An 11,997-nucleotide genomic window follows, 5' to 3' on the forward strand; every position below is an offset into this window, starting at 1 on the left:
GTGCGCAGGGAGATCGAACACATGGGCAGCAAAACAGATACCGGCAGCGTGCGTTCGGTCGAACGAGCGCTGGCGATCGTCGAATTGCTCGGCGAGCATCAGGCGCTGGGGCTGGAGGAATTGCACTACCTCACGAGTCTGCCGAAGGCCACGGTGTCACGCATGCTCGCGACGTTGCAGGAGCAGGGCTGGATCTATCGTGGCCTCAGCGACCGGCGTTATCGCCTGTGCGCCAAGCGTCTGTTTGGTGATCGTCAGCAACGTTTCAAACGGCATCTGGTGGAGAGCGCGGCGCCGATGCTGGTGGAGTTGTGCGAGCGCACCGGGCTGGTCGCGGATCTGTCGTGCTTCGATGGCGAGCGGGTTGAAGTGATGGAAAGCGCGATTCCGCAGGTGTTGCGCAAGCGTTATCCGAACAATTGCCAAATCGTCGGGCATCACGCGAGTTTGTTTCACTCGGCGATGGGCCGGGCGTGCCTTGGCGAGTTGGGCAGTGATGAGGTCGAACGCCTGGCCCAGCGTGAGCAGCTGAGCGCGGAAAGCTTGGTCAGTGCGACAGAGCAGGCGTTGCATCAGGGTTTTGGTCAGCGCACGGAAGGTTATTGGGAATATCCGGTGCGTTTGCCGTTTCTGATTCGCGCGGTGGCGTTGCCGATTCGTGCTGAAGGGAAATTGGTGGGCAGCATGGCGCTGCACTGGCCGATGGATCAGGCGCCGGTGGAGCGGGTGTTGAGCCTGCATTTGAACAGTCTGGCGGCGACGATTGGCGATGTGCAGCAGGTATTGGCCTGACAGCCAAAAGATCGCAGCCTGCGGCAGCTCCTACAATATTTGAAATGCATTCCCCTGTAGGAGCTGCCGCAGGCTGCGATCTTTTGATCTGAATGTTTGCAATAACCCCATGGCCAGTTAAGGTTCGTGCAGGTTTATCGGCCCCACGAGTCCTCAATGTTCAACCGCTCCCTCATTGCATCCCTGTCCAGCCTGCTGCTCGCCGCTGTCGCGTTGCCGGCGCAGGCCAATTGGTATCTGGACGGCGAGTCGTCGCGGCTGTCGTTCGTCAGCACGAAAAACGCCAACATTTCTGAAGTGCAGCGCTTTCTGGTGCTGCACGGCAAGGTCGACCCCAACGGTCGCGCCGAAGTCGAAGTCGAGCTGGACTCGATCAACAGCGGCATCCCGCTGCGCGATGAACGCATGCGCAAGGAGCTGTTCCAGATCGAGCAATTCCCCGAAGCGACCATCACCACGCAGATCGACCTGCGCCCGATCAACGATCTGGCGCCCGGCGCGCAGCTGGAATTGCGCTTGCCGCTGACGGTCAACCTGCATGGCAAACAACACGAATACCCCGCCGAATTGCTGGCGACGCGGCTCGATGATCGACGCTTTCAAGTGGTCACCCTCGAGCCGCTGGTGATCAACGCCGAAGATTTTGATCTGGCGCCGGGCCTGGAAAGCCTGCGCAAACTCGCCGACCTGTCGGTCATCAGTCTGTCGGTACCGGTGGGTGCGGTGCTGATTTTCACGGCGCGCTGACATGCGCGGCGCGGTGTTTCCATGGCGTGACGGCAACCGGTTCGAACTGTTGATCGACGGCCCGCAATTCTTTCCGCGCATGCTCGAGCAGATTGCTGGCGCTCAAGAGCAGATCGAACTCGAACTGTACCTGGTCGAGGCCGGCGCCTGTGCCGAAACCATCGTGCAGGCACTGGTGCTGGCCGCCGAGCGTGGGGTGCGCGTGCGTTGCCTGTTCGATGATTACGGCAGCCTCGCCTTCACTTTCAATTTGCGCCAACGCCTGACCCATGCCGGGGTTGAACTGCGTTTCTACAATCGGCTGAACTGGCGGCGCTGGGTCGGTAATTTCTATCGCGATCACCGCAAATTGCTGCTGGTCGATCAGCGTCTGGCGGTGGTCGGCGGCACCGGTGTCACCGATGAATTCTGGACGCCGGGGCACGACACCAGCGAATGGCACGAAGTGATGGTCGAGATCAGCGGGCCGTTGGTGATCGACTGGCAATTGCTGTTTGATCGTCAATGGATTGCCAACCGCTACCGCCGCGCCTGGCGTCCGGCTGCGCATTTCGGTCTGCCACGGTTGCCGCGCGTGCCGGACAAGGGCGAGGGCATGGGCCGCGTGGCGTATGCCGATGCCCGCCAGCATCGCGATATTTTGCAGTCGTTGTTCCGCGCGTTGAACAGCGGCCAGCAACGTATCTGGATGGCCACGCCGTATTTTCTGCCAACGTGGAAAATCCGCCGCTCCCTGCGCAAGGCTGCCGCGCGTGGTGTCGACGTGCGTTTGCTGCTGACCGGGCCGCGCACCGATCACCCGTCAGTGCGTTACGCCGGGCATCGCTACTACCCGCGCCTGCTCAAGGCCGGGGTGCAGATCTTCGAATACCAGCCGTGCTTTTTGCATTTGAAAATGGTGCTGGTGGACGATTGGGTGAGCATTGGTTCGTGCAACTTCGACCATTGGAACCTGCGCTTCAATCTGGAGGCGAATCTGGAGGCGCTGGATCCGTCGTTGACGGCAGCGGTGGAGGCGAGTTTTGTGAAGGACTTCGGGCTGAGTCAGCTGGTGAGTCTGGAAGAGTGGCAGCGTCGGCCGTTGTGGCGGCGGGTGAAGCAGCGGGTCTGGGGGTGGGTGGATCGGGTGGTGGTGAACATCCTCGATCGCCGCGGGTAGAGCGAGATCAAAAGATCGCAGGCTTCGGCAGCTCCTACAGGGTGTACACCATTGATCGTTCCCACGCTCTGCGTGGGAATGCAGCCCGTGACGCTCCGCGTCACTGGACGCGGAGCGTCCCTTGAGGCATTCCCACGCGCAGCGTGGGAACGATCATCGGGGCAAAACCGGTTACAGCAGTTCAAAGCTCTGCTGTGTGACGTCCTGCGAATCCAGGCCGATCTGTACGTTGAACTTGCCGGGCTCGGCCGCGTATTTGAGCTGGGCGTTGTAGAACTTCAGGTCATCCTCGGTGATGGTGAAGTGCACGACTTTCTGTTCGCCGGCCTTGAGCATGATTTTCTGGAAGTTCTTCAGTTCTTTGACCGGACGGATCATCGAGCCGGTAACGTCCTGAATGTACAACTGCACCACGGTTTCGCCGTCACGCTTGCCGGTGTTTTTCAGCATGACGCTGGCGTCGAGCTTGCCGGTGGCGTTCAGCGTGGTCGACGACAGCGCCATGTCGCTCAGGGCGAAATGGGTGTAGCTCAGGCCATAACCGAACGGGAACAGCGGCCCGGTGGTGTCATCGAAATACTGCGAGGTGTAGTTGCCCGGTTTGCCCGGCGTGAACGGCCGGCCAATGCTCAGATGGTTGTAGTACGTCGGGATCTGGCCCACGGAACGCGGGAAGGTCACCGGTAGCTTGCCCGACGGGTTGTAGTCGCCGAACAGCACGTCGGCGATGGCGTTGCCGCCCTCGGTGCCGCTGAACCAGGTTTCCAGAATCGCGTCAGCCGATTGGTTCTCTTCAAGAATGGTCAGCGGGCGGCCGTTCATCAACACCAGCACCAGCGGTTTGCCGGTGGCTTTCAGCTCGCGGATCAGCTCGCGCTGGTTTTCCGGGATGTTCAGGTCGGTGCGGCTGGACGATTCGTGGGACATGCCACGGGACTCGCCGACAGCGGCAACGATCACGTCAGCGTCCTTGGCCGCTTTGACCGCTTCGTCGATCAGCACGTTGGCCGGACGCGGGTCATCGACCACTTCCGGGGCATCGAAGTTGAGGAAGTTCAGGTAATCCAGCACCTTCTTGTCGCTGGTTATGTTGGCGCCACGGGCGTAGATCAGGTTCGCCTTGTTGCCGATCAGCGAGCTCATGCCGTCGAACAGGGTGACCGATTGCGTCGGTTTACCCGCCGCTGCCCAACTGCCCATCATGTCGATCGGCGCTTTGGCCAACGGGCCGACCAGCGCGACTTTCGCGTCTTTCTTCAGTGGCAGGGTTTCGTTCTGGTTCTTCAGCAGCACCAGGCTGCGACGCGCGACGTCGCGGGCCTCGGCGCGGTGCAGACGGCTTTCGGCGTAGGTGTCGGCCGGATCGTCTTCAGCCTTGCCGATGCGCAGGTACGGATCCTTGAACAGGCCCATGTCGTACTTGGCCGCGAGCACTTCACGCACGGCGTTGTCGATGTCTTTCTGTTCGATCTCGCCGGACTTGAGCAGCCCCGGCAGCTCTTTGCCGTAGAGGGTGTCGTTCATGCTCATGTCGATGCCGGCCTTGATCGCCAGCTTCGCCGCTTCACGACCGTCGCGGGCGACGCCATGTTTGATCAGTTCGAAAATCGCGCCGTGGTCACTGACCGCCAGGCCTTTGAAGCCCCAGTCGCGACGCAGCAGATCGTTCATCAGCCAGGTGTTGGCGGTGGCCGGAATGCCGTTGATCGAGTTCAGCGCAACCATCACGCCACCGGCGCCGGCATCAATCGCGGCGCGGTACGGCGGCAGGTAATCCTGGTACATCTTCACCGGACTCATGTCGACGGTGTTGTAGTCGCGACCGCCTTCAACCGCGCCATACAGGGCGAAGTGTTTGACGCTGGCCATGATGCTGTCGGCCGCGCTCGGGGTGGCGCCCTGATAGGCACGCACCATGACGCCGGCGATGCGCGAGGTCAGGTAGGTGTCTTCACCGAAACCTTCGGAGCTGCGGCCCCAGCGCGGGTCGCGGGAGATGTCGACCATCGGCGCGAAGGTGATGTCGAGGCTGTCGGCGGCGGCTTCTTTGGCAGCCACGCGGCCGGATTTGCCGATCGCGTCCATGTCCCAGCTCGAGGCGAGGGCCAGCGGAATCGGGAAAATCGTCCGGTGACCGTGGATCACGTCGTAAGCGAAAAACATCGGGATCTTCAGACGGCTGCGCATGGCGGCGTCCTGCATCGGGCGGTTTTCCGGGCGGGTGATCGAGTTGAACGTGCCGCCGATGTTGCCGGCGGCGATCTCTTTGCGGATCAACTCACGAGGCATTTCCGGGCCGATGCTGATCAGGCGCAACTGGCCGATCTTCTCGTCGAGGGTCATTTGCTTCATCAGGTTGCTGATGAACGCGTCCTTGTTTTCCAGGGGTACCGGGGTCGTGGCGGCCAATACTTGATGACTGGCCAGGCTGACGAACAGACCCAGCAAACACAGCTTCTTCATGAATGTTTTTCTCAAGGGCCCAAGCGGCGATGCAACGCCGGCCAGCCAAAATTTAGGGAGCGACTATTGTTGTTCGGGTGCAGGCTCAAAAAACCAGAGCCAAAAACGACAGCCGACACTGCGGCAGCGTGATCGCGCAGGGCACTTTTTAGCCCATTGGCGCGTCGTAATCCAGCGGCGCGGCCGATTATGCCCCAAGAGCCGGCGCAGAGTGTTTCGCGCTCGGTTTTTATAATGAAATGTGCCAAGGAGCATCACTGCGATGAATGTAAGCCCAACCAATCGCTCGCGTTTGCAGGTCGTCACCCTGCTGATGCTGGCCACGCTGTTGACCGCGTGCGGCATCAACAATATCCCGACCCTCGACGAACAGGCCAAAGCCGCGTGGGGGCAAGTGCAGAACCAGTACCAGCGGCGTGCCGACCTGATCCCCAATCTGGTGGAAACGGTGAAGGGTTACGCCAAGCATGAAGAAGAAACCCTGACCGCCGTGATCGAGGCGCGGGCGAAAGCCACGTCGATTCAGGTCGACGCCAGCACCCTCGACAATCCCGAGAAGCTCAAGCAGTTCCAGCAGGCGCAGGATCAACTGACCGGTGCGTTGAGCCGGTTGATGGTGGTCTCCGAGCGCTATCCGGATCTGAAGGCCAACCAGAACTTCCTCGCCCTGCAATCGCAACTCGAGGGTACGGAAAACCGCATCGCCGTGGCGCGCCGCGATTTCATTCTGGCGGTGCAGAAATACAACACCGAAATCCGCACCTTCCCCGGTCGCCTCTGGCACAGCGTGATGTACAGCGACCTGCCGATCCGCGAAACCTTCGAAGCCACCACGCCGGATGCCGATAAGGCACCCCAGGTCAAATTCTGAAAACACACCTGTGTAGGAGCTGCCGAAGGCTGCGATCTTTTGATTTTGACCGTAAGAACAAGATCAAAAGATCGCAGCCTGCGGCAGCTCCTACAGGGGATCGGTGGGGGGTATGCATGCGTGTGTTGAAGATGGGGCTGGTGTTGCTGTTGTGGGTATTCGCCCTCAGCGCCCGGGCCGAGTTGACGTTCCCGGCGCTGAGCGGGCGGGTGGTGGACGAAGCGCAGATGATCGAGCCGTCGGTGCGCGCGCAACTGGGCCAGCAGTTACAGGCCCACGAGCAGGCGACCGGCGAGCAATTGGTCGTCGTCACCGTGCCGGATCTGCAGGGCACCACCATCGAGGATTTCGGCGTTCAGCTCGGCCGGCACTGGGGCATCGGCCAGAAGGACAAAAACAACGGCGCGCTGCTGATCGTCGCCCGTGACGAGCGCAAACTGCGCATCGAAGTCGGTTATGGTCTGGAGGATCGGCTGACCGATGCGCAGTCGTCAGTGATCATCCATCAAGTCATCACGCCCGCGTTCAAGACCGGTAACTTCAGCAAAGGCATCAGCGACGGCGTCGCGGCGATGCTGGTGGTGCTCGGCGGCAACCCGCTGGACGAGCCGTCGACGGTGTATGAATCAAGCGGTGATCCGTCCGATGATTTCATCTCGCGGCACCCGGGTTTGTTCGTATTTTTGGTGATGTTGTTCATCCTGACCGTGTTTGTCTTCCAGATGCTCGGTATCCTGCCCGCCGGCCGGGGCGGTGGTGGCGGAGGCGGCGGCTTTGGCGGTGGAGGTTTTGGTGGCGGCGGCGGTGGAGGCGGGGGCTTCAGCGGCGGCGGGGGCAGTTTCGGCGGCGGTGGATCGTCCGGCGGCTGGTGACATTAAAAGAATAATGAGCAGGCACTTTTCAACATGGCATTACTGACCGAACACGAACAACGCAAAGTCGCCGAAGCGATCGCCCGGGTCGAGCGCGACACCGACGCCGAACTGGTGACGGTGCTGGCCGCCCGCGCCGACGACTACGCGTACATCCCACTGCTGTGGGCGAGTTTGCTGGCGCTGGTGGTGCCGGGCGTCGTGCATTACCTGACCGGCTGGCTGACCATGCACAGCCTGCTGTTGGTGCAGTGGGGCGCGTTTATCGTGCTGTGCCTGCTGTTTCGTTTGCCGAAAATCACCACGCATTTGATCCCGCGTCGCGTGCGCCACTGGCGGGCGTCGAACCTGGCGCGACGGCAGTTTCTCGAACAGAACCTGCATCACACGGTGGGCAGCACCGGGATGCTGATTTTTGTCTGTGAAGCGGAGCGCTATGTGGAGATTCTGGTGGATGAGGGGATTTCCAAGCGGCTGGATAACAAGAGCTGGGATGTGATTGTCGCGGCGTTTACCGAGCAGGTGCGGCATGGGCGCACGCTGGAAGGGTTTGTGACGTGTATTGAGGCGTGTGGTGAGTTGCTCAAAGTGCATGTGCCGGTGACGCAGGTGAGGAATGAACTGCCGAATCGGTTGGTGGTGTTGGCCTAGATCAAAAGATCGCAGCCTTCGGCAGCTCCTACATTGGCCTCTGTAGGAGCTGCCGAAGGCTGCGATCTTTTGATTTGTGCCGTTCGGTAAATAAGAGCGTGTCCCCAACCCCCATCCCCCCTAAAATACCCGCCATTCCCGATTTCGCCCGTCCGAGGCCGCTTTTTCATGTCCGTTACCGCCCCGTCCACCAAGCCCGCGCCCGATCACCACGCCCAGTTCATCGAGCTGCTGCAAACCAGCCTCGAGCAGAACGGCTTCATCAAACTGGTGCTGGCCAAGTACGTCGGTGAAGAGGCGGAGCTGCAGCGGGTCATCATCAAAGCGGTCACCGTCAAAGCGCAGCCGAACCTGTCCTTCGTCTATCGCTACAAAACCCGCGACATCACCAAAAACCTGCCGCTGAGCGAAGGCGTGGCGACGATTGCCGCGCTGTTGCCGGCCTCGTTCAAAAATGCGCATTTACTCGCCGTGACTGACGAAGCTCAGCTCGAATACAGCAAAAAGGGCAAGAGTTCGCTGTTCAAGAGCAAACCTCAGCAATTGCGTGAAGCACCGTCCGCCGAGCACAACCGCGAGAAAAACCGCTTTCTTGAGTTGAGCCGACCGTTCCTCAAGGATCTGGGCGTGACCAACGCGCAGCAAGAGCTGATCCCGGCGATGTCGCGCAAGTGGAAGCAGATCAACAAATTCATCGAAGTGTTCAGCCATGCGCTGACCACCTCGCCGCTGGCGTTGGACAAACCGGTGCGCGTCGCGGATTTCGGCTCGGGCAAGGGCTATCTGACCTTTGCGATTCACGATTACCTGCGCAACACCTTGAAGGCCGAGGGCGAAGTCACCGGCGTCGAGTTGCGCGAAGAAATGGTCAACCTGTGCAACGCCGCCGCGGCGAAGCTTGATCATCCGGGGCTGGTGTTCAAGTGCGGTGACGTGCGCAGCGTGGCGCCGAGCGAACTGGACGTGATGATCGCTTTGCATGCCTGCGATATCGCCACTGACTACGCGATCCACACCGGCATTCGTTCGGGGGCGTCGATCATCATGTGCTCGCCGTGCTGCCACAAACAGATCCGCCTGCAAATCCAGAGCCCGGCGCTGCTCAAGCCGATGCTGCAATACGGTTTGCACCTTGGTCAGCAGGCAGAAATGGTTACTGACAGTTTGCGGGCGTTGTTCCTGGAAGCGTGCGGTTACGAGACAAAGGTGTTCGAGTTCATCTCGCTCGATCACACCAACAAGAACAAGATGATTCTCGCGGTGAAACGCGCCGAGCCGGTCGATCCGGCTCAGCTGTTGGTGAAGATTGAGGAATTGAAAGCGTTCTACCACATCAGCGAACACTGCCTGGAAACCCTGCTGCGCGCCGACGGTTACCTCGCTTGACGATTATTGCCTTGGAATACACACCCTGTAGGAGCTGCCGAAGGCTGCGATCTTTTGATCTTAAAAACAAAATCAAAAGATCGCAGCCTTCGGCAGCTCCTACATAATCAACCGTTCAACCGTTCAACCGTTCAACCGTTCATACGGTGGCAATGCGGGCTGGTTGCACCGTGGTTTTGCGCCCGAGCATGACGGTCGCAATCACCCCGCAAGCAAACACCCAGGTAATCGGCTCGACATGTTCACCAAAGAACAGCGCCGAAAACGCGATGGTGAAGAAGATCTGCAACAACTGGATCTGACTGACCCGAGCGATCCCGCCCATCGCCAGTCCGGCGTACCAGGCAAAGAATCCAAGAAACTGCGAAAACAGCGCGACATAGGCAAACGCCCACCAAGCCTTGGCCGACACTGCGCCGTGATGTTGCAGCGCCAAGTAAACCACCGGCCCGATCAACAACGGTGTCGACAGCACCAGCGCCCAGCAGATCACCTGCCAGCCGCCCATCTCCTTGGCCAACCGGCCGCCCTCGGCATAACCCAGACCACCCACGGCAATTGCGCCGAGCATCAGCAAATCCCCCGCCTGAATACTCCCAGCCCCGGTGTACAACGCATAACCGAGCACCAACGCACTGCCCAACGCGGCGCAGGCCCAGAAGGCTTTTGACGGACGCTCGTGAGACAACCACGCGGCATACAGCGCCACGCACAACGGCTGCAAACCGTTGACCAGCGCACCGTGTGACGCCGGCAGCGTTTGCATGGCCCATGCTGACAACACCGGGAAACCGAGGATCACTCCGGCGATCACCAGGCTCAGGCCTTTGACTTGCTGCCACGTTGGCCACTTCTCACGGCGCCACAACAACAGCATCGCCGCCGGAATCGCCGCGAACAACGCGCGACCCAAGCCGTTGAGCAGCGGATGCAGTTCCTGCACCACGATGCGGGTGAAGGGCAGGGTGAGGCTGAAAATCACCACGCCGAGCAGGCCGAGGGCCATGCCGGTGTTTTCGCGCGAGGACATGAGGGGAGACCAGAATCGTAGAGAATTGGGAATGACCTCATCAAGCCATAAACCGGGGGCTTGTGGCTGTTACAGCTAGGCACTTACTTATCCGTACAGTTGCGGGTAATCCCCGCAACGTTGGAGCTGCCGAAGGCTGCGATCTTTTGATTTTGTTTCTAACGGCAAGATCAAAAGATCGCAGCCTTCGGCAGCTCCTACAGTTATCCGAATCCGAATCCGAATCCGAATCCGAATCCGAATCCGAATCCGAATCCGAATCCCAATCCCAATCAGTGATTGCGTGTAGTAGTCAGTTATTACCTGCCTCTCCGGATAAGGTCTACCTTGAACACTCCCAAGCATTTCCCAGAGGAGTCCTCCCCATGGCCGCGAAAAAGATTCTAATGCTGGTCGGCGATTACGTCGAAGATTACGAAGTGATGGTGCCGTTTCAGGCCCTGCAGATGGTCGGGCACACCGTCCACGCCGTGTGCCCGGACAAGGCAGCCGGTAAAACCGTACGCACTGCGATCCATGACTTCGAAGGCGACCAGACTTACAGCGAAAAACCCGGTCACCTGTTTGCCCTCAACTTCGATTTCGCCAAGGTCAGCGAGGCCGATTACGACGCACTGCTGATCCCCGGCGGTCGGGCCCCGGAATACCTGCGTCTCAACGAAAAAATCCTCGACCTGGTGCGCGCCTTCGACAAGGCTGGCAAACCGATCGCCGCCGTCTGCCACGGTGCTCAGTTGCTGGCAGCGGCCGGCGTGCTCGAAGGTCGCGAGTGCAGCGCCTATCCGGCCTGCGCCCCGGAAGTGCGACTGGCGGGCGGTACGTACATCGACATCGCCGTGACGGATGGCCACGTTCAAGGCAATCTGGCCACAGCCCCGGCATGGCCGGCGCACCCGAACTGGCTGGCCGGTTTCCTCGGCTTGCTCGGCACTAAGATCACCCTGTAACGAGGATTCGCCGATGTGCGAGCTCTACGTCAAGGCCGACCCGATTCTCTACGAATCACGCTCGCGCTCGCTGCGCATCTGCGGCGTGGTGACGACGTTGCGTCTGGAGAATCAGTTCTGGGACATCCTCAGCGAGATCGCCGAGGTCGACGGCATGACTACCAACCAATTGATCGCCAAGCTGTATGAAGAGGTGATGGATTATCGCGGGGAGGTGGTGAATTTTGCGTCGTTCTTGCGGGTGAGTTGTACGCGGTATTTGAGTCAGCGGCGGGTGAGTGCGCCGGAGTTGTCGGTGGTGCGGGCGCAAGTGAAATAGTCCAGACCGGGTTGACCCTATCGCTGGCAAGCCAGCACCCACAGGTATCGTGTGTGCCTCGAACCCTGTGGGAGCGGGCTTGCCCGCGATGGGGCCGGTATAGGCGACAGATACGCTTGGCTGGTCTTTACTCTGAAGCGCGAAATCTCTTAATTGCCCAGGAGAAACGAGCATGTCCGGATGGTACGAGTTGAGTAAAAGCAGCAACGGCCAGTTCAGGTTCGTCCTGAAAGCGGCGAACGCCGAAACGATTCTGACCAGCGAGCTATACACCACCCGCGCGGCAGCCGAAGGCGGCATCGCCTCGGTACAAACCAACAGCGCGCTGGATGAACGCTACGAGAAAAAATCGACGAAGGACGGCCATCCGTACTTCAACCTCAAGGCGGCCAACCATCAGATTATTGGCAGCAGCGAGGCGTATTCATCGGATGCGGCGTGCGACAAAGGCATCGCCAGCGTCAAGGCGAACGGGCCGACAAAAGCCATCAAGGACAAAACCCTGCCAGTCCTATAACCCTCGATACCTGGCACTTGTAGGAGCAAGGCTTGCCCGCGATGGCGGTGTATCTCTCAACATCAATGTTGAAGGATAGGGCCTCTTCGCGGGCAAGCCTTGCTCCTACGGGGTTTTGCGTTTTTTCGGAAGCAAGAGTTCAGGATGGTGCAGTTGGGTCTGGCCCGTCGCACACATCCCCTGTAGGAGCTGCGGCACGCTGCGATCTTTTGATCTTGATTTTTAGAAGATCAAAATCAAAAG

General features: G+C 59.9%; 12 protein-coding genes. 10 read left to right on the forward strand and 2 right to left on the reverse strand.

Going from position 1 to position 11,997, the window contains the following annotated elements; all coding sequences use genetic code 11:
- Window positions 1–21 precede the first annotated feature (21 nt).
- The 3 genes from AD669_RS06400 (at window position 22) to AD669_RS06410 (ending at window position 2,698) form a co-directional block, all read left to right on the forward strand.
- Window positions 22–792, forward strand: a complete 771-nt coding sequence (locus AD669_RS06400) for an IclR family transcriptional regulator (RefSeq protein ID WP_053117916.1) — start codon at window positions 22–24, stop codon at window positions 790–792.
- A gap of 156 nt (window positions 793–948) precedes the next feature.
- Window positions 949–1,539, forward strand: a complete 591-nt coding sequence (locus tag AD669_RS06405) for a YceI family protein (protein ID WP_053117918.1) — start codon at window positions 949–951, stop codon at window positions 1,537–1,539.
- Between the two features lies 1 nt (window position 1,540).
- Window positions 1,541–2,698: a phosphatidylserine/phosphatidylglycerophosphate/cardiolipin synthase family protein gene (locus AD669_RS06410; RefSeq protein ID WP_053117920.1), complete on the forward strand. Its 1,158-nt coding sequence runs from the start codon at window positions 1,541–1,543 to the stop codon at window positions 2,696–2,698.
- A 171-nt stretch (window positions 2,699–2,869) separates the two neighbouring features.
- On the opposite strand, the gene bglX is transcribed toward AD669_RS06410, so the two are convergent.
- A complete protein-coding gene (gene bglX, locus AD669_RS06415; RefSeq protein ID WP_053117922.1) occupies window positions 2,870–5,161 on the reverse strand; it encodes a beta-glucosidase BglX in 2,292 nt (763 codons plus the stop codon).
- A 262-nt stretch (window positions 5,162–5,423) separates the two neighbouring features.
- On the opposite strand from bglX, the gene AD669_RS06420 reads away from it, so the two are divergent.
- From AD669_RS06420 to AD669_RS06435, 4 genes are all read left to right on the forward strand, one after another.
- Window positions 5,424–6,032: a LemA family protein gene (locus tag AD669_RS06420; protein WP_053117924.1), complete on the forward strand. Its 609-nt coding sequence runs from the start codon at window positions 5,424–5,426 to the stop codon at window positions 6,030–6,032.
- Window positions 6,033–6,148: 116 nt separating this feature from the next.
- Entirely contained in the window at window positions 6,149–6,904 is a 756-nt protein-coding gene (locus tag AD669_RS28885) for a YgcG family protein (RefSeq protein WP_053117926.1), read from the forward strand.
- A gap of 33 nt (window positions 6,905–6,937) precedes the next feature.
- Entirely contained in the window at window positions 6,938–7,555 is a 618-nt protein-coding gene (locus AD669_RS06430) for a TPM domain-containing protein (protein ID WP_053117928.1), read from the forward strand.
- 168 nt (window positions 7,556–7,723) lie between these two features.
- On the forward strand, window positions 7,724–8,941 hold the full coding sequence (locus tag AD669_RS06435) for an SAM-dependent methyltransferase (protein WP_053117930.1): 1,218 nt from the start codon (window positions 7,724–7,726) through the stop codon (window positions 8,939–8,941).
- Window positions 8,942–9,080: 139 nt separating this feature from the next.
- On the opposite strand, the gene AD669_RS06440 is transcribed toward AD669_RS06435, so the two are convergent.
- The gene (locus tag AD669_RS06440) at window positions 9,081–9,971 is read right to left on the reverse strand and encodes a DMT family transporter (RefSeq protein ID WP_053117932.1); all 891 of its coding nucleotides are present in this window, start codon (window positions 9,969–9,971) and stop codon (window positions 9,081–9,083) included.
- Window positions 9,972–10,336: 365 nt separating this feature from the next.
- Between AD669_RS06440 and AD669_RS06445 the strand changes: the two genes are divergently transcribed.
- The 3 genes from AD669_RS06445 (at window position 10,337) to AD669_RS06455 (ending at window position 11,754) form a co-directional block, all read left to right on the forward strand.
- Entirely contained in the window at window positions 10,337–10,918 is a 582-nt protein-coding gene (locus AD669_RS06445; protein ID WP_053117934.1) for a DJ-1/PfpI family protein, read from the forward strand.
- A gap of 13 nt (window positions 10,919–10,931) precedes the next feature.
- A complete protein-coding gene (locus AD669_RS06450) occupies window positions 10,932–11,237 on the forward strand; it encodes a ribbon-helix-helix domain-containing protein (RefSeq protein ID WP_053117936.1) in 306 nt (101 codons plus the stop codon).
- A 172-nt stretch (window positions 11,238–11,409) separates the two neighbouring features.
- A complete protein-coding gene (locus AD669_RS06455) occupies window positions 11,410–11,754 on the forward strand; it encodes a YegP family protein (protein WP_053117937.1) in 345 nt (114 codons plus the stop codon).
- Window positions 11,755–11,997: the final 243 nt, after the last annotated feature.

The sequence above is a fragment of the Pseudomonas sp. P1.31 genome (assembly GCF_001269815.1).
Classification (GTDB): Bacteria; Pseudomonadota; Gammaproteobacteria; order Pseudomonadales; family Pseudomonadaceae; genus Aquipseudomonas; species Aquipseudomonas rustica.

Excerpts from the sequence above, each read along its gene's own strand:
- AD669_RS06400 (WP_053117916.1), top strand. The coding sequence starts at position 22 with ATGGGCAGCAAAACAGATACCGGCAGCGTGCGTTCGGTCGAACGAGCG.
- AD669_RS06405 (WP_053117918.1), top strand. The coding sequence starts at position 949 with ATGTTCAACCGCTCCCTCATTGCATCCCTGTCCAGCCTGCTGCTCGCC.
- AD669_RS06410 (WP_053117920.1), top strand. The coding sequence starts at position 1,541 with ATGCGCGGCGCGGTGTTTCCATGGCGTGACGGCAACCGGTTCGAACTG.
- bglX (WP_053117922.1), bottom strand. The coding sequence starts at position 5,161 with ATGAAGAAGCTGTGTTTGCTGGGTCTGTTCGTCAGCCTGGCCAGTCAT.
- AD669_RS06420 (WP_053117924.1), top strand. The coding sequence starts at position 5,424 with ATGAATGTAAGCCCAACCAATCGCTCGCGTTTGCAGGTCGTCACCCTG.
- AD669_RS28885 (WP_053117926.1), top strand. The coding sequence starts at position 6,149 with ATGCGTGTGTTGAAGATGGGGCTGGTGTTGCTGTTGTGGGTATTCGCC.
- AD669_RS06430 (WP_053117928.1), top strand. The coding sequence starts at position 6,938 with ATGGCATTACTGACCGAACACGAACAACGCAAAGTCGCCGAAGCGATC.
- AD669_RS06435 (WP_053117930.1), top strand. The coding sequence starts at position 7,724 with ATGTCCGTTACCGCCCCGTCCACCAAGCCCGCGCCCGATCACCACGCC.
- AD669_RS06440 (WP_053117932.1), bottom strand. The coding sequence starts at position 9,971 with ATGTCCTCGCGCGAAAACACCGGCATGGCCCTCGGCCTGCTCGGCGTG.
- AD669_RS06445 (WP_053117934.1), top strand. The coding sequence starts at position 10,337 with ATGGCCGCGAAAAAGATTCTAATGCTGGTCGGCGATTACGTCGAAGAT.
- AD669_RS06450 (WP_053117936.1), top strand. The coding sequence starts at position 10,932 with ATGTGCGAGCTCTACGTCAAGGCCGACCCGATTCTCTACGAATCACGC.
- AD669_RS06455 (WP_053117937.1), top strand. The coding sequence starts at position 11,410 with ATGTCCGGATGGTACGAGTTGAGTAAAAGCAGCAACGGCCAGTTCAGG.